Genomic DNA, 17,175 nt, shown 5'->3' on the forward strand with positions numbered 1-17,175 from the left:
CGGGCGGGGGTCAGGCGGCGACGACGTCCACGGCCTCGGCCGGGGCCTTGATCGTGACGTGGTCGTCGGCGCGGTGGGTGACGGAGGACACACGCGGCACGCGGACCGGATTGAGCATCGGACGCTCCCCGAGCCCCCGGCCGGCGGCACCGAGGGACGGCACCGCGTCACTCGCGGCCGACTGGGCCAGTTCGGCGAGAGCGAGTTCGTCGCTCACCTCGCGCAGCAGCTCCGACATCCGCATGTCGAGCGCGTCGCAGATGGCGGCGAGCAGCTCCGATGACGCTTCCTTCTGCCCCCGTTCCACCTCGGAGAGGTAGCCGAGGGAGACCCGGGCCGAAGAGGACACTTCGCGCAGCGTGCGGCCCTGACGTTGGCGCTGCCGACGCAGCACGTCACCCAGCAGGCGACGGAGCAGGATCATCGGTGGCTCCCTCCTCGGACCGTTGGCCTCGCTTGCTTCATGCCCCACCGTACCGCCTCGGACTCCCCCCGCGCGGGGAGCGATGTCTTGTTCACTCAGGGCTGCAAACATCCATCTCCTCCGTCCTGTTCCGTATCCTGCCCCTCCTCCGCACCACGGTCCGCCCGGCCGACCGGGAGGACCAGCTCGTTGCGCAGCAGGGTGAGGACCGCTCGTACGCTGCCGGTCCTGATGGCGGCGCGGTCGCCGTGCAGGCTGAGTCGCTGAGCCACGACTTTCCCGGTTGCCGGGCCCGAAACCGCGACGTACACCGTTCCGACCGGCTTTCCGTCCTGCTCGGCGGGCCCGGCGACGCCCGTCGTGGCCAGTCCCCAGTCGGCGCGCAGCAGGGCGCGCACGCCCGCGGCGAGCTGCCTGGCGACCTCCGCGTCCACCGCGCCGCGCTCGGCGAGCAGGCCGCCGTCCACGCCGAGCACGGTCCGCTTGACCTCGGTCGCGTACGCCGTCACGGAGCCGCGGAACGCCTGCGAGGCGCCCGGTACGTCCGTGAGGGTCGCGGCGACCAGCCCGCCCGTCAGGGACTCGGCGACGGCGACGGTCTGCCCGCGCTCCGCGAGCAGCTGGAGCACCTGCCGGGCCGTGAGCGAGCCGCTACTCTCCGTGTCACCGGCCGTGTTACCGCGCATGGCCACCGGCCTCCGCGCGCTCCTTCGCGAGCCCCGCGCGGCGCAGCACGAGCGCCTGCCGCACGTAGTCGAGACCGGTCGCGACCGTCAACACCACGGCTGCCGCCATCACCCACCAGCGCAGTGACGCCAGCGGCCCGGTGAGTGACAGGATGTACATCCCGACGGCGATGCCCTGGGTGAGGGTCTTCAGCTTGCCGCCGCGGCCCGCCGCCATGACGCCCCACCTGATGACCCAGAAACGCATCGCGGTGATGCCCAGTTCCCGCACGAGGATGACCGCCGTCACCCACCACGGGACGGCGGACAGCAGCGACAGGCAGATGAGGGCGGCGCCCATGATCGCCTTGTCGGCGATGGGGTCGGCGATCTTGCCGAAGTCGGTGACGAGGTTGCGGCGCCTGGCCAGCTCGCCGTCGAAGAGATCCGTGATCATGGCGACGGTGAACGCCGCCCAGGCCAGCGAGCGCCAGGCCGGGTCGTGCCCGCCGTCGGCGAACATCAGCAGCACGAAGACGGGGACGAGCAGCAGCCTGACCATGGTCAGGACGTTGGCGATGTTCCACAGCCCCGGAGCCGCGGCGGCCGTCCGCGCGTCCGCCGCCCGGCCGCGTCCGGCGGCGGAGGCCGGGATTCCTGTCATCTGGCGGCCCCGTCGGGGCCGGGCCGCAGCACGGCGACCAGATCCACGCCCCGCGTGGCGACGATCTCGGTGTCCACGAAGTGCCCGACGACGGGTTTGGCCGCGTCCGCCGGTCCGACGAGCATGATGTGGCCGTCCGTCTCCGGCGCCTGGTGCGCGCCGCGGCCGACGGCGAGCACCTCGCCGGACAGCCCGTCCGCGCCGGTCCACGGCTCCTCGCCCTCGACGTCGTCCCCGTCCAGGGACTCCACGAGGACTCGCGCGGGCTCGCCGATCCGCTCCTCGGCCCGTTGGGCGATCAGCCCGTCCGCGAGCTGCGTGACGCGCGCCAGCCGCTCGGCGACCACCTCGGGCGCGTGCTTGCCCTCGTATCCGGCGGCCTCGGTGCCCTCCTCGTCGGAGTAGCCGAAGACGCCGATCGCGTCGAGGCGCGCGGCGGTCAGGAAGCGTTCCAGCTCGGCGACGTCGGCCTCGGTCTCGCCGGGGAAGCCCACGATGAAGTTGGACCTGACCCCGGCCAGCGGGGCCTTGCCCCTGATGGTCGCCAGCAGGTCGAGGAACCGGTCGGTGTCGCCGAAGCGGCGCATCGCGCGCAGCACGGCCGGGGCCGAGTGCTGGAAGGAGAGGTCGAAGTAGGGCGCGACCTTCTCGGTGCCGGTGAGCACGTCGATCAGGCCGGGGCGCATCTCGGCGGGCTGGAGGTAGCTGACGCGGATGCGCTCCAGGCCGTCGACCGCGGCGAGTTCGGTCAGCAGCGTCTCCAACAGCCGCAGGTCGCCGAGGTCCTTGCCGTACGACGTGTTGTTCTCCGAGACGAGCATGATCTCGCGGACGCCCTGCTCCGCCAGCCAGCGGGCCTCGCCGAGCACGTCGGAGGGGCGGCGCGAGATGAACGAGCCGCGGAACGACGGGATCGCGCAGAAGCTGCACCGCCGGTCGCAGCCGGAGGCCAGCTTCACGGACGCGACGGGGCTGTCGTCCAGCCTGCGGCGCAGCGGCGCGCGCGGCCCCGACGCCGGGGCGATCCCGGCGGGCAGGTCGGTTATGGCGTCGGCCGGGACGGGCGCGGCGCCGTGCCCCGGCAGCGCGACGTCGGTGCCCTGCCGGTCGGCGGGGCTGATGGGCAGGAGCTTGCGGCGGTCGCGCGGGACGTGCGAGGTGTGGACGCCGCCCGCGAGGATGGTGCGCAGCCGCTCGGAGATGTCAGCGTAGTCGTCGAAGCCGAGGACGGCGTCCGCCTCGGGCAGCGCCTCCGCCAGCTCCTTGCCGTAGCGCTCCGCCATGCAGCCGACGGCGACGACGGCGCGGGTGCGTCCGCCGCCCGCCGCGCCCGACTTCAGCTCCCCGGCCTCCAGGAGCGCGTCGACGGAGTCCTTCTTGGCGGCCTCGACGAAGCCGCAGGTGTTGACCACGGCGACCTCGGCGTCCGCCGCGTCGTCCACGAGGTCCCAGCCGTCCGCGGCGAGACGCCCCGCCAGCTCTTCTGAATCCACCTCATTACGGGCGCAACCAAGAGTGACCAGGGCGACGGTGCGGCGTTCGGACATGGGCTCAGCCTACTTCGTCCCCGGCCGCGCGCCTCCCCCGCCCGGCGACGGTCACCCCTCCTCGGGGTCGCCCGGCGTGTAGGTCAGGCGCTGCACCTGGCCGGACTCGAAATCGGTGTCGATCTCCTTGCCGTTGACGTGCAGCTGGACGGCGCCCGCGTTGCCGAGCACGAGGTCGAGCCGGTCGTCGTCGGTGAAGGTCTGGGAGTCGCCGTCCCGCAGGACGTCCTCGAAGACGACCCGGCCCGTGCTGTCCTTGACGGAGATCCAGCTGTTGCCGCCGTCCATGGTGAGCCGGACGGTCACCTTGTCGGCGGGTGCGGCCGCCACGGCGCTCTCGGACGGCTCGGGCTCGTCCTCCTGCGGCCGGGTGGGGGGCGCGGCGGACGGGTCGCCCGCCTCGGGCTCGCCCCCGGCGACGCCGCCGGGGCGGCCGGGCACCGGGGAGTTCTCGGCGGTGGCGCCGGGGCTGGTCTCGCCGCCGCCGCTGAAGAAGGTGAAGCCGACGAAACCGACGACCGCGACGATGGCCGCGACCATGGCGGCCGTCCAGTTGGGCCGCCGCGGCTCGGGCCGGATGCGCTCCGCGTCGAACAGAGGTCCGGACGAGAGCAGCACGGGCTCGGGGTCCCGCTGCTCGTCGAACAGCTCGACCAGCTCCGCGGGGTCGAGACCGACCGCGCGGGCGAGACTGCGGATGTGGCCCCGGGCGTAGACGTCCCCGCCGCAGCGACTGAAGTCGTCTTCTTCGATCGCCTGCACGATCGGAATACGCACCCGAGTGGACGCACTGACGTCATCCACGGTCAGCCGTGCTTCGATACGCGCCTGCTGAAGGAGCCGGCCGACGGAACGCCGGTCCTCGGCTGCGGAGTTGCCTTGGGACACGGGGGCGCCTTTCGAGCGGGAGGCCGCGTGCTGTGCATATAAGTCTAGGGGCGGAGCGGAAGGATCGGGCAACCGGGCCGACTGCATTTGTCCGCCAACCGGATGGCCGTACCGCACCGCTCCCCGGCCGCCACCCCGCCCTTACGGCCCACGGCGCCGCACCGCGACAGCGGTACGCCCGGGAGCGGCCGAACGGGGGAACGGCCTAGGGTCTGTCCGGCGGATCTTGTCGCGGCTCACGGCGTCGGATGCGGTGCATCGCAAGGCGCCGGATGCGGTGCATCGCAAGGCGCCGGATCGCAGCTCATACCCGACCGTATTCGCGCGATTCGGCAACGCAGCGAGGTGCCGTAGCCGGCGTCGTGAGACAGGCAAGATCCGCCGGACAGACCCTAGCCTTCCGTCTGCCCCCTGATCAGCGCGAGCACGCCATCCAGCTCGTCCGGTTTCACGAGGACGTCCCTGGCCTTCGACCCCTCGCTCGGGCCCACCACGCCGCGCGACTCCATGAGGTCCATCAGCCGCCCCGCCTTGGCGAACCCGACCCGCAGCTTGCGCTGCAGCATCGACGTCGAGCCGAACTGGGTGGACACCACCAGCTCCGCCGCCTGGCACAGCAGGTCGAGGTCGTCGCCGATCTCCTCGTCGATCTCCTTCTTCGCGCCGGACGAGACCGTCACGTCGTCCCGGAAGACCGGCGCCGTCTGCTCCTTGCAGTGCCCGACGACGGCCGCGACCTCCGCCTCCGTGACATAGGCGCCCTGCATGCGGACCGGCTTGTTCGCGCCCATCGGCAGGAACAGCCCGTCGCCCTTGCCGATCAGCTTCTCGGCGCCCGCCTGGTCGAGGATCACGCGGCTGTCCGCCAGCGACGAGGTGGCGAAGGCGAGGCGGGAGGGCACGTTCGCCTTGATCAGGCCGGTCACGACGTCCACGCTCGGCCGCTGCGTGGCCAGCACCAGGTGGATGCCGGCGGCGCGGGCCAGCTGGGTGATGCGGACGATGGCGTCCTCGACGTCGCGCGGCGCGACCATCATCAGGTCCGCCAGCTCGTCCACGATCACCAGCAGGTACGGGTACGGCGCCAGCTCCCGACCGCTGCCGTCCGGCGGGCTGACCTTGCCCGCGCGCACGGCGGCGTTGAAGTCGTCGATGTGCCGGAAGCCGTACGCCGCCAGGTCGTCGTACCTGAGGTCCATCTCGCGCACGACCCACTGGAGCGCCTCGGCGGCCCGCTTCGGGTTGGTGATGATGGGGGTGATCAGGTGCGGGATGCCCTCGTACGCCGTCAGCTCGACGCGCTTGGGGTCGACGAGGACCAGCTTCACGTCGTCCGGCGAGGAGCGCACCATGACCGACGTGATGAGGCAGTTGATGCAGGACGACTTGCCGGAGCCGGTGGCGCCCGCGACCAGCAGGTGCGGCATCTTCGTCAGGTCGGCCATCACGTAGCCGCCCTCGACGTCCTTGCCGAGGCCGACGAGCAGCGGATCGGTCTCGCCGGCGGCGTCCGCGGCGCGCAGCACGTCCCCCAGGTTGACCATCTCGCGGTCGCTGTTCGGGATCTCGATGCCGACCGCCGACTTGCCCGGGATCGGGCTGATGATGCGCACGTCGGGGCTGGCGACGGCGTAGGCGATGTTCTTCGCCAGCGCCGTGATCTTCTCGACCTTCACGGCCGGGCCCAGCTCGACCTCGTACCGCGTGACGGTCGGGCCGCGCGTGAAGCCGGTGACCCGGGCGTCCACCTTGAACTGGGTGAAGACCGTGGTCAGCGAGTCCACCACCGCGTCGTTCGCCGCGCTGCGCGTGCGCCCGGGGCCGCCGCGCGTCAGCAGGTCGAGGGACGGGAGGGCGTACGTGACGTCCCCGGCGAGCTGGAGCTGCTCGGCGCGCGGGGGGAGCGCGGCCACCGGCTCGGGGGGGCTCTTGGTCAGGTCGGGCACCGCGCCGGACGGGGACGACGCCGCGGCGGGCCTGCCGGTACGGCCCGTGCTGTCGGCCCTGTCGGCGTCCTCGGAGCCGTCCGGGACGTCGGTAGCACCGGGGACGCCGGGAACATCGCCGGTGTCCGTGTCGCGGCCCCTCCGCCCGCGCCCGGTGGAGACGCGGCTGCTGATCTCGGCGACGAGCGGCGACGGCTGCACGCCGTGCAGCAGCGCGCCGTCCAGCGACGCCGCGGCCGCGGCCGCCACGTCCACCGGGTCCGCGGTGCCATGCCCCCCGCGGCGCGGCCTGGCCACGGCGGTCTCGCCGCCGTCCGCCCCGGGCGCACGCCGGGGCCGCCCGCCGCGGCGGGGCGCGGGACGGTCGCGGTAGGGCTCCTCGTCGCCGTACGCGTCCGGCTCGTCCCAGTCCCCGTACGGGTCCTGCTCGCCGGGCGCCGCCTCGATGCCCGCGCCGAACCCGGGCCCCGGCCCGTCCGGCGCGTGCTCCTCCAGCAGCCCGAGGCGCACCGCGCCCTCCCGCAGGCGGCGCGGGATGGCGTTGACCGGGGTCGCCGTGACGACGAGCAGCCCGAAGACGGTCACCAGCACGAGCAGCGCCATGGCCAGCGGCTCGCCGACCGCCAGGATCAGCGGCCGCGACGCGGCCCAGCCGAGGTGGCCGCCGGTGTCCCGCAGGGCCTGCGCGCCCTCGCTGCGCCCCGGCGCGCCGGTGAAGATGTGCACGAGCCCGAGCACGCCGACGAGGAGCGCCGTCAGCCCGATGACGATCCGTCCGTTCGCCTCCTGCTTCTCCGGATGCCGGATCAGCCGGACCGCGAGGAAGGCGAGGACGATCGGGAGGACGAGGTCGAGGCGGCCGAGCGCGCCCGTCACGATGATGGTGACCAGTTCGCCGACCGGCCCGCTGAGGTTGGACCAGGTACCGGCCGCGACGACGAGGGCGAGCGCCAGCAGCAGCAGCGCCAGGCCGTCCTTGCGGTGCGCCGGGTCGAGCCCCTTCGCGCCGCGCAGCAGCGCGCCCACCGGGTGCGCGATCCCCAGCCACAGGCCGCGGACGACGCGGACGAGGAGCGGGCGCTTCGGGGGCGGCGGCGGGGGTTTGCGGGGTGCCGCCTTCTTGGCCGGCGGCTTGCGCGCCGCCGCCTTCTTCGCGGGAGCCTTCTTCACGGGGGCGGCCCTGCCTGCCGCCCCCGCACCGCCGCGCCCGTTCTGGGGACCCTTGCCGGGCGTACGTGAGGCCATGGGGGTGAGGTTACCGGGGACTCACCTCCGAAACACGGAGCACACCCCCTGAGGGGACGTCAGCGCGAATCGACGGACTTCTGCTGTCCCGCGCCGGGTTGCAGGGCGTCAAGTGCCCTGCGCAGCCCGGCCAGCTTGCGCTCCAGGTGGGCCGCCGTGGAGACGGCGGCGCTGCCGCCCGACTCGGACAGCTCCTTGGAGAGGACCTCGGCCTGCTCCTCCACCGCCGCCAGGCGGGCCGACAGCTCGGGCAGCAGGCCGCCCGCGCCGCGTTCGGCGTCCGGCTGCGCGTGCCCGCCCTCCAGCTCGCGGCGCAGCAGGGCGGCCTGCTCGCGCAACTGCACGTTCTTCATGTGCAGATCGACGAACACCGACACCTTGGCGCGCAGGACCCACGGGTCGAACGGCTTGGAGATGTAGTCCACCGCGCCCGCGGCGTAGCCCCGGAACGTGTGGTGGGGACCGTGGTTGATCGCGGTCAGGAAGATGATGGGGATGTCGCGCGTGCGCTCGCGCCGTTTGATGTGCGCCGCCGTCTCGAAGCCGTCCATGCCCGGCATCTGGACGTCCAGCAGGATGACCGCGAAGTCCTCCGTGAGCAGCGCCTTGAGCGCTTCCTCCCCTGACGATGCACGGACCAGTGTCTGATCGAGCGCCGAGAGGATCGCCTCCAGCGCCAGCAGATTCTCGGGCCGGTCATCGACCAGGAGGATCTTGGCCTTCTGCACCATGGCCCGTCCTCCTCGCCCCTGCGGCGCGGTCACGCGCCGCCGTTGTGGACGGCGCTGTCCCGCCGCCCGCCTCCTGTGCCGGACATGGTGGCATCCTCCCCGGCACCGATGCCAGCGAGCCTGCTCGGCCATGCGCCGGTGTACGCCGTCCCCGGGGGTTCCCGCACCCTCGCGGGAGACCGATGTCACTCCGGCCCGGACCTCGACACCACCGGCGAACCACCCTGCCCACTCGCCCGAACGGAGAGGAACGCAAGGCGCCCGGTGATCAGCACATTGCGCTGCGTCACGATACCACGGGCACCCGAGCCCGGCGAACCACGCCGTCCGACCTGCACAACGCCCGGACGGCGCCCGTGGTTCCGCTCCCACGTCCCCGACCGCACGTCACGCCCGGCTGCGCATCCACTGCCCCATCACGGTCAACAGCAGTTCCGTGTCGACCGGTTTGGTCACGTAGGCGGACGCGCCGGACTCGATGGTCTTCTCCTTGTCGCCCTTCATGGCCTTCGCCGTCAGCGCGATGATCGGCAGCCCCGAGAACTGCGGCATGCGCCGGATCGCGGACGTCGTCGCGTAGCCGTCCATCTCCGGCATCATGATGTCCATCAGCACCAGGACGACGTCCTCGTTGGACTCCAGCACCTCGATACCCTCGCGCCCGTTCTCCGCGTAGAGCACCCGCAGACCGTGCTGTTCGAGGACGCTGGTGAGCGCGAAGACGTTCCGCACGTCGTCGTCCACGATCAGCACCTTGCGGCCGCGGAACTCGCGGTACAGCTTGCGCAGTTCCTCGTCGTCGACGGACGACTCCCCGGCCCGCGCGCCCGGTTCCTCGCCGGGAACGGGCTCGGAGAACCGCTCGCGGTGGCGGCGGGTGAGCGACTCGGCGGCGCGCTCGGCCGCGATGGACGCGCGGCGGCTGTTCTCCCGGTCGCGGTCGGGCACCTCCTCGGCCGTACGCTCGCTCCCGTTCAGGCCGTGCTGCTCGCCCCGCGCCGCCGCGGACGGGCCCGCCTCCAGCGCGAGGTCGGGGCGCCGCGCCTCGATCGGCACCGCCCCGCCCGTGGCCATCTGCCCGCCGCCCATCTGCCCGTACCCGGGCGGCGGCAGCTCGGTCGGCTGCAGCGGCAGGTAGAGCGTGAACGTCGAGCCGCGGCCCGGCTCGCTCGCCGCGTGGATCTCCCCGCCGAGCAGCCGCGCGATCTCCCGGCTGATCGACAGCCCGAGCCCGGTGCCGCCGTACTTGCGGCTGGTCGTGCCGTCCGCCTGCTTGAAGGCCTCGAAGATCACCCGCATCTTGCTCGCCGCGATCCCGATGCCCGTGTCGGACACGGCGAACGCGACCAGCGGCGCGTCCGGCGCGAGCCCCGCGCCGTTCTCGACCAGCTGGTCCCTGATCTCGGCCGGCACCTCCGCCGACACCGGCCTGATCACCAGCTCGACGGACCCGGTGTCCGTGAACTTCACCGCGTTCGACAGCAGGTTGCGCAGCACCTGCAGCAGCCGCTGCTCGTCCGTGTGCAGCGTCGCGGGCAGTTCGGGCGAGACGCGGACCGAGAACTCCAGGCTCTTCTCCGCCGTCAGCGGGCGGAACGACGCCTCGATGTAGTCCACCAGCTGCACCAGCGCGATGCGCGTCGGGCTGACGTCCATCTTCCCCGCCTCGACCTTCGACAGGTCGAGGATGTCGTTGATCAGCTGGAGCAGGTCAGAGCCCGCGCCGTGGATCGTCTCGGCGAACTCGACCTGCTTCGGCGACAGGTTGCCCTCCGCGTTGTCGGCGAGCAGCTTGGCGAGGATCAGCAGCGAGTTGAGCGGCGTCCGCAGCTCGTGCGACATGTTCGCGAGGAACTCGGACTTGTACCGCATCGAGACGGCGAGCTGCTCGGCCCGCTCCTGGAGCCCGCGCCGCGCCTCCTCGATCTCGGAGTTCTTCACCTCGATCCGGCGGTTGGTCTGCGCCAGCAGGTCCGCCTTCTCGCGCAGCTCCGAGTTGGACGACTCCAGCGCCACCTGCTGCTGCTCCAGCTCCGCCGTCTGCGTCTTGAGCTGGCTGGCCAGCTCCTGCGAACCGGCGAGCAGCAGCTCGGTGCGGGTGTTGACGCTGATCGTGTTGACGGTGGTGGCGATCATCTCCGCCATCTGCTTCAGGAAGTCCTGCTCGATCTGCGTGAACGGCTTGAACGACGCCAGCTCCAGCACGCCGAGCACCTGGTCCTCGAACAGCACCGGCAGCACGACGCCGAAGACCGGCGGCGCCTCGCCGAGACCGGACGAGATCTTGAGGTACCCCTCGGGCGTCGGCCCGAAGAGGATCATCCGCTTCTCGTCGGCCGCCGTCCCCACCAGCGACTCACGCGGCCGGAACGAGATCGCCTGGTGCCCCGGCGCGAAGCCGTACGACCCGTACATCCGCAGCTCGTAGTCGGACCCGCCGCTGACGCCGACCACGTCGCCGTCCGTCTGCGCCGCGAGGAAGAACGCCCCGTGCTGCGCGGTGACGGCGGGCACCAGCTCGCTCATCACCATGCTGGCGACCTCCGCGAGTTCCCGCCTGCCCTGGAGCAGGCCCGAGATCCGCGCCAGGTTGCTCTTGAGCCAGTCGGTCTCCTTGTTGGCGAGCGTCGTCTCGCGGAGGTTGATGATCATCTTGTTGACGCTCTCCTGGACGACCAGGATCTCGCCCGCCGCGTCGGTGTCGATGCGCACGTTGTGGTCGCCGCGGTCCACGAACTCGGCGACCCGCGCGATGCCGCGGACCTGACGCGTCAGGTTCGCCGCCATCTCGTTCATCGAGTCGGTGAGGTCCTTCCAGGTGCCGGCGACCCCGGGCACCCGCGCCTGGCCGCCCAGCTGCCCGTCGGTGCCCACCTCGCGGGCGACCTTCGTCACCTGGTCGGCGAAGAGCGACAGCTGGTCCACCATCGTGTTGAGGGTCTGCTTCAGCTCGAAGATCTCGCCCCGCGCGTCGATGTCCATCTTCTTGGTCAGGTCGCCCTGCGCGATGGCCGTGGTGACCATGCGGATGTTGCGGACCTGCCCGGTCAGGTTGGACGCCATGCGGTTCACGGACTCCGTGAGGTCCCGCCACGTGCCCGAGACGCCCGGGACCTTCGCCTGGCCGCCGAGCCGCCCCTCCGTACCCACCTCGCGCGCCACCCGCGTCACCTCGGCGGCGAACGACGACAGCGTCGTCACCATCCGGTTGACGGTGTCGGCGAGCTGCGCGACCTCGCCGCTGGCCTCGACGGTGACCTTCTTGGACAGGTCGCCGTTGGCCACCGCCGTGGCGACCTCCGAGATGTTGCGCACCTGGGTCGTGAGGTTGCGCGCCATCAGGTTGACGTTGTCGGTGAGCGCCTTCCACGTCCCGGAGACGCCGCGCACCTGCGCCTGGCCGCCGAGCTGGCCTTCCGTACCGACCTCGCGGGCCACGCGCGTGACCTGCTCGGCGAACGACGAGAGCTGGTCGACCATCGTGTTCACGGTCGTCACCAGCACGAGGATCTCCCCGCGCGCGTCCACCGTGATCTTCTTCGTCAGGTCGCCCTTGGCCACCGCGGTGGTGACCTCGGCGATGTTCCGCACCTGCAGCGTCAGGTTGTTGGCCATGCTGTTGACCGACTGCGTGAGGTCCTTCCACGTGCCGGCCACGCCCTCGACCTGCGCCTGCCCGCCGAGCCGCCCGTCCGTGCCCACCTCGCGGGCCACGCGCGTGACCTGCTCGGCGAAGGACGACAGCTGGTCGACCATCGTGTTCAGCGTGTCCTTCAGTTCGAGGATCTCGCCCTTGGCGTCCACGGTGATCCGCTGCGTGAGGTCACCGCGCGCGACCGCCATGGCGACCTGCGAGATGTTCCTGACCTGTCCCGTCAGGTTGCCCGCCATCCCGTTGACGGAGTCGGTGAGGTCGCGCCACGTGCCGGCGACGCCGGACACCTGCGCCTGCCCGCCGAGGCGGCCCTCCGTACCCACCTCGCGCGCGACCCGCGTGACCTGCTCCGCGAAGGACGACAGCTGGTCCACCATCGTGTTGACGGTGCTCTTCAGCTCCAGGATCTCGCCGCGCGCGTCCACGGCGATCTTCTGGGTGAGGTCGCCGTTCGCGACGGCGGTCGTGACCTGCGCGATGTTCCGCACCTGGTCGGTGAGGTTCGACGCCATCCGGTTCACCGAGTCCGTCAGCGCCTTCCAGGTGCCGCTGACGCCCTCCACCTGCGCCTGGCCGCCGAGGCGCCCCTCGATGCCCACCTCGGTCGCGACCCGGGTCACCTGCTCGGCGAACGAGGACAGCTGGTCGACCATCCGGTTGACCGTGCTCTTCAGCTCCAGCATCTCGCCGGAGACGTCCACCGTCACCTTCTGCGAGAGATCGCCGTTCGCCACCGCGGTCGTGACCTGCGCGATGTTGCGCACCTGGCCGGTGAGGTTGCGGAACGCGGTGTTCACCGAGTCGGTGAGGTCCTTCCACGCGCCCGCGACGCCCAGCACGGACGCCTGCCCGCCCAGCGCGCCCTCGTCGCCGATCTCCCGGGCCACGCGCGTGACCTCGGACTGGAACGAGGACAGCTGGTCGACCATCCGGTTGACCGTGCTCTTCAGCTCCAGCATCTCGCCGGACACGTTGACGGTGACCTTCTGGGAGAGGTCGCCGTTGGCGACCGCCGTCGTCACCTGCGCGATGTCGCGGACCTGCGCGGTCAGGTTCCGGAACGCCGTGTTGACGGAGTCCGTCAGTTCCTTCCACACCCCGGCCACGCCCTGGACGCGCGCCTGCCCGCCGAGCGCGCCCTCCGTACCGATCTCGGTGGCGGTCCTGGTCACCTCGTCGGCGAACGACTGGAGCGTCAGCGTCATGTCGTTGATCGTGTCCGCGAGCTGCGCGACCTCGCCGCGCGCGCTGACCGTGATCTTCTGCGACAGGTCGCCGTTCGCGACGGCGGTCGTCACCTGGGCGATCTCCCGCACCTGTTTGGTGAGATTGCCCGCCATCGTGTTGACGGAGTCGGTGAGGTCCTTCCACACACCCGCCACGTTCTTGACCTGCGCCTGCCCGCCGAGCACGCCCTCGGTGCCCACCTCGCGGGCCACCCGCGTCACCTCGGACTGGAAGGACGAGAGCTGGTCCACCATCGTGTTGACGGTGTCCTTCAGCTCCAGCATCTCGCCCGCGACATGCACGGTCACCTTCCGCGACAGGTCGCCCTCGTTCACCGCCTTGGTGACGGTCGAGATGTCCCTGACCTGCGCCGTCAGGCGGGCCGCCATGGTGTTGACCGAGTCCGTCAGGCCCTTCCACGAGCCGGACATGCCGCGGACCTTCGCCTGGCCGCCGAGCTTGCCCTCCGTGCCGACCTCACGGGCGACGCGCGTCACCTCGTCCGTGAACTGCGAGAGGTGGTCCACGAGCCCGTTGACCGTACGGCCGACGCGCAGGAACTCGCCCTTGAGCGGCCGTCCCGTCCCGTCCCGCGCCTCGACCCGCAGCTCCATCCGCTGCTCCAGGTCACCGTCCGCGACCGCCGTCAGCACGCGCCCCACCTCGGCGACCGGGCGCACCAGGTCGTCCACGAGGTCGTTGGCGTCGTCGACGGCCTTGCCCCAGGCGCCCTCGCAGACGCCGGTCTCCATCCGCTCGGTGAGCTTCCCCTCCCGGCCGACGAGCCGCCGTACGCCCGCGAGCTGGCCGGTCAGGTGCAGGCCGCGGTCGGCGACCTGGTTGTAGACGGCGGCGATCTCCGCCATCGGCCCCTCGCCGACGACGGTGAGGCGCTTGCGCATGTTGCCGTCCCGCATGGCCTCCAGGGCGGAGAGCAGCCGGTCGAGGGCGGCAGCGTCCACTTCGACGGTGCCGCCGACCCTCGGCCTCCTCGTTCGCGCGCGCGTCCCGGCGCGCACATCCGCTCCCTCAGACACCACTGTGTCCCTCCCGCAGGATCGACCTTGCGCCCGGGGCTCTCACACCGGGCACTCCCAGTGTTTCACTCCCGACCGACCGGGCGATAACAGTTCGGCAGCATCGCTTACCACTGTCCGCCGGTCCGGGGGAATTCAGCGGATGCGCCGTTCGCCTCGCACGGCGACGTCAGTAACCTGGCATCCGGCACAACGAGAGACCTCTGGGGGAGTACGTGATCACCGCGCGAGCTGCGGCCACCTTCGAGCCGGTGGGCCGCTCGGTCGCGACCGCGCGCGGGTTCGTGCGGGACACCCTCCAGGGCTGGGGCCTCACCGACCTCACCGAGGACGCGGTCGTCCTCACGAGCGAACTCGTCACGAACGCCGTCGTCCACGCCGGTACGGCGGCCGACGTCCGCTGCCTGCGCGACAAGGACGGCGTCCGCATCGAGGTGGTGGACCGCCACCCGGAGCGCGAACTGCCCCTCGCCGAGGTCAGCCGCAACCGCCTCGACCTCAACAGCGAGGGCGGCCGCGGCCTCCTCCTGTGCGCCGCGCTCGCCTCGCACTGGGGCGTGGACTACACGACCAGCGAGAAGCGCGTCTGGTTCCGCCTCGACCAGGCGGCCACCCCGGTGGGCACCCGCTCGGCGGGCCCGGTCGTCCCCGACGCGACGCTGCCCGTCGCCGACGAGCGCGTCCGCGTCGCCGTCGTCCAGGTGGACCGTTCGGACACCGTCACGGCCTGGAACGACGACGCCCGCCTCCTCTTCGGCTACCACCCCGACCAGGTCGTCGGAAAGCCCCTCGGGGACCTGGCCGCCTGGCCGCAGACCCCCGGCACCGGCACCGGCATCGCCGAGGCGCTGTCCCTCTCCCGCTGGGAGGGCACGTACGGCCTGCGCGACGCCCAGGGCCGCACCGTCCCGGTGTACGCGTGCCACCTGCGCGTCCGCGACACCCTCGGCGAACCGTCCACGGTCTGCCTGATCGTCCGCGACGACGAGCGCGCCGTCCTCCAGAGCCCCGTGCGCCTGCCGCTGCACTCCGGCGGCGAGGCGCTCGACCGCACCGGCGACCCGCTGGACGGCCTAGTGGGCGGCCCTCCGCCGGACGACCTCGACGGCCTCCTCCAGCGCACGGTGGAGCGCGCCCGCGACATGCTCGACGGCGACGCCGCGTTCCTCCTGCTCGCGACCGACGACGAGACGGAGCTGGAGGTCCGCGCCACGACCGGCCTGCCCTCCGCGCGGCAGCGGTTCGCCCGCGTCCCCGTCGAGACGGGCAACGGCAGGTACGGCTCGGCCCGCATGCCCGCGGTGCACGAGGACCTGGCGACCGCGCCGGGCGCCGTACCGCTCCTGTCGGGCACCGGGATGCACGCCGTCGTGATCGTCCCCCTCAAGGTCGAGGGCCGGCTGACGGGTTCGCTCGGCGTCGCCTCGGAGACACCGGGCCGGTACAGCAACGAAGAGGCGCTGCGCCTGCAGTTCGCGGCCGACCGCATCGCGCTGGCCGTCGAGTCGGCGCGCCTGACGGAGCTGGAACGGCTGCGGCGCGGCTCGCTGGCCTTCCTCGTGGAGGCGTCCGAGCTGCTCGCCGGAACACTCGACCGCAACCAGACTCTCGCGCTGATGGCCCAGATGACCGTCCCGACGCTCGCCACCTGGTGCGCCGTCTACACGATCTCCGACCTCGGCGACCCCGTGCTCTCCTACGTGCTGCACGAGGACGAGGACCGGATCGACGGCATCAAGGCCCTGCTGAAGCGGGTCGAACCGCCGGACCCCGACATCACGCTGGGCGTGCGGCGCTGGCACGCGCCCGCGGACGCGGCGCACAACACGGCGCTCCGCAGCTCGCTGCGGAGCCTGGCGCTCGGCCAGCCGCCCTCGGCCGCCGCGTCACCCGGCGCCAGTCTGTCCACGGCCTCCGCGGTCGGCGGCGAGACGGTGGTGCTGCCGCTGGTGGCGCGCAACCGCGTGATCGGCCTGCTGGCGCTCGGCAAGCCGACGGAGGAGCGGTTCCGCCAGGACATCATGGAGCTGGCCGAGGACCTGTCCCGCCGGGCCGCGCTCGCGCTGGACAACGCCCGCCTCTACAGCGAGCGTACGGCGATCAGCCAGTCGCTCCAGCGGAGCCTCCTGCCGCCGAAGGTGCCGGTGATCTCCGGCGTCGAGGTCGAGGTGATCTACCGCGCCGCGGGCGAGGGCAACGAGGTGGGCGGCGACTTCTACGACGTCTTCCCCATCCGCGAGGGCGCGTACGGCTTCGCGATCGGCGACGTGTGCGGCACGGGCCCCGAGGCGGCGGCCGTGACGGGTCTCGCCCGGCACGCGCTGCGCCTCCTCGCCCGCGAGGGCCTCGGCGGCCCGGCGGTGCTGGAGCGGCTGAACGCGGCGATCCTCGAAGAGGGCGACCGCGCGCGCTTCCTGACGCTCCTGTACGGCGAGCTGTGGCCGCAGGAGGACGGCGGCGCGCTGCTCAAGATGGTGTGCGCCGGGCACCCCCTGCCGCTGCGGCTGACGCCGGACGGCACGGTGGAGCCGGCCGTGGGGGCCCAGCCGCTGCTCGGTGTGATCGAGGAGCTGGAGCTGTTCGAGGAGACGGCACGGCTCGATCCGGGGGACGTTCTGCTGTGCGTGACGGACGGCGTCACCGAACGCCGGGAAGGCACGCGCATGCTGGGCGACGACGGCCTGGCGGATGTCCTGTCGTCCTGTACGGGGATGACGGCCGGCGCGGTGGCGGCCCGTGTGCTGCGTGCCGTGGAACGCTTCGCGAGCGACCCGCCCTCCGACGACATGGCGATCCTGACACTCCGGATGCCGGACGCCTGATCTCCCGTCGCCCGAAAGCCTGATGCCCCATGACTCCGTCAACTCCGGCGGACGCATGGGGCATTGTGTTTGTGCTCGCCGGACAGAAACGAAAAAGGCCCTCACCGAAGTGAGAGCCTGGAATTGCTTGTTGTGCCGAGAGCCCCAAAACGGAATCGAACCGTTGACCTTCTCCTTACCATGGAGACGCTCTGCCGACTGAGCTATTGGGGCGATATTGTCCGGCGGTGACCTACTCTCCCACACGGTCCCCCATGCAGTACCATCGGCGCTGGAGAGCTTAGCTTCCGGGTTCGGAATGTAACCGGGCGTTTCCTCTCCGCC

The 17,175-nt window shown here is 71.9% G+C and carries 9 protein-coding genes, 1 tRNA gene and 1 rRNA gene; 1 reads left to right on the forward strand and 10 read right to left on the reverse strand.

Going from position 1 to position 17,175, the window contains the following annotated elements:
* Positions 1-10: 10 nt before the first annotated feature.
* The 8 genes from ACIBPC_RS17865 to ACIBPC_RS17900 form a co-directional block, all read right to left on the reverse strand.
* On the reverse strand, positions 11-424 hold the full coding sequence (locus ACIBPC_RS17865; protein WP_362968380.1) for a helix-turn-helix transcriptional regulator: 414 nt from the start codon (positions 422-424) through the stop codon (positions 11-13).
* 95 nt (positions 425-519) lie between these two features.
* On the reverse strand, positions 520-1,110 hold the full coding sequence (locus ACIBPC_RS17870; protein ID WP_398845577.1) for a CinA family protein: 591 nt from the start codon (positions 1,108-1,110) through the stop codon (positions 520-522).
* A complete protein-coding gene (gene pgsA, locus ACIBPC_RS17875; protein ID WP_362968378.1) occupies positions 1,100-1,753 on the reverse strand; it encodes a CDP-diacylglycerol--glycerol-3-phosphate 3-phosphatidyltransferase in 654 nt (217 codons plus the stop codon). The genes ACIBPC_RS17870 and pgsA overlap by 11 nt, the downstream gene beginning before the upstream one ends.
* Positions 1,750-3,300: a 30S ribosomal protein S12 methylthiotransferase RimO gene (gene rimO / locus ACIBPC_RS17880; protein WP_362968377.1), complete on the reverse strand. Its 1,551-nt coding sequence runs from the start codon at positions 3,298-3,300 to the stop codon at positions 1,750-1,752. The genes pgsA and rimO overlap by 4 nt, the downstream gene beginning before the upstream one ends.
* Before the next feature lie 51 nt (positions 3,301-3,351).
* A complete protein-coding gene (locus ACIBPC_RS17885; RefSeq protein WP_362968376.1) occupies positions 3,352-4,188 on the reverse strand; it encodes a RodZ domain-containing protein in 837 nt (278 codons plus the stop codon).
* Between the two features lie 392 nt (positions 4,189-4,580).
* Positions 4,581-7,379 (reverse strand): DNA translocase FtsK, encoded by a 2,799-nt coding sequence (locus tag ACIBPC_RS17890; RefSeq protein ID WP_398845582.1) that lies wholly within the window; start codon positions 7,377-7,379, stop codon positions 4,581-4,583.
* A gap of 59 nt (positions 7,380-7,438) precedes the next feature.
* On the reverse strand, positions 7,439-8,110 hold the full coding sequence (locus tag ACIBPC_RS17895; RefSeq protein WP_362968374.1) for a response regulator: 672 nt from the start codon (positions 8,108-8,110) through the stop codon (positions 7,439-7,441).
* A gap of 387 nt (positions 8,111-8,497) precedes the next feature.
* Positions 8,498-13,954, reverse strand: coding sequence for a HAMP domain-containing protein (locus ACIBPC_RS17900; RefSeq protein ID WP_398845585.1), 5,457 nt, complete (start codon positions 13,952-13,954; stop codon positions 8,498-8,500).
* 290 nt (positions 13,955-14,244) lie between these two features.
* Here ACIBPC_RS17900 and ACIBPC_RS17905 point away from each other — a divergent pair, with 290 nt between their 5' ends.
* Positions 14,245-16,851, forward strand: a complete 2,607-nt coding sequence (locus ACIBPC_RS17905; RefSeq protein ID WP_398845588.1) for a SpoIIE family protein phosphatase — start codon at positions 14,245-14,247, stop codon at positions 16,849-16,851.
* A gap of 140 nt (positions 16,852-16,991) precedes the next feature.
* On the opposite strand, the gene ACIBPC_RS17910 is transcribed toward ACIBPC_RS17905, so the two are convergent.
* A tRNA-Thr gene (locus ACIBPC_RS17910) sits at positions 16,992-17,064 on the reverse strand.
* A 6-nt stretch (positions 17,065-17,070) separates the two neighbouring features.
* Positions 17,071-17,175: ribosomal RNA gene (rrf, locus tag ACIBPC_RS17915) — 5S ribosomal RNA — on the reverse strand; the annotation flags it as partial.

Source organism: Streptomyces sp. NPDC049879 (assembly GCF_044461265.1).
Taxonomy (GTDB): Bacteria; Actinomycetota; Actinomycetes; order Streptomycetales; family Streptomycetaceae; genus Streptomyces.

Excerpts from the sequence above, each read along its gene's own strand:
- ACIBPC_RS17865 (WP_362968380.1), bottom strand. The coding sequence starts at position 424 with ATGATCCTGCTCCGTCGCCTGCTGGGTGACGTGCTGCGTCGGCAGCGC.
- pgsA (WP_362968378.1), bottom strand. The coding sequence starts at position 1,753 with ATGACAGGAATCCCGGCCTCCGCCGCCGGACGCGGCCGGGCGGCGGAC.
- ACIBPC_RS17890 (WP_398845582.1), bottom strand. The coding sequence starts at position 7,379 with ATGGCCTCACGTACGCCCGGCAAGGGTCCCCAGAACGGGCGCGGCGGT.
- ACIBPC_RS17895 (WP_362968374.1), bottom strand. The coding sequence starts at position 8,110 with ATGGTGCAGAAGGCCAAGATCCTCCTGGTCGATGACCGGCCCGAGAAT.
- rimO (WP_362968377.1), bottom strand. The coding sequence starts at position 3,300 with ATGTCCGAACGCCGCACCGTCGCCCTGGTCACTCTTGGTTGCGCCCGT.
- ACIBPC_RS17870 (WP_398845577.1), bottom strand. The coding sequence starts at position 1,110 with ATGCGCGGTAACACGGCCGGTGACACGGAGAGTAGCGGCTCGCTCACG.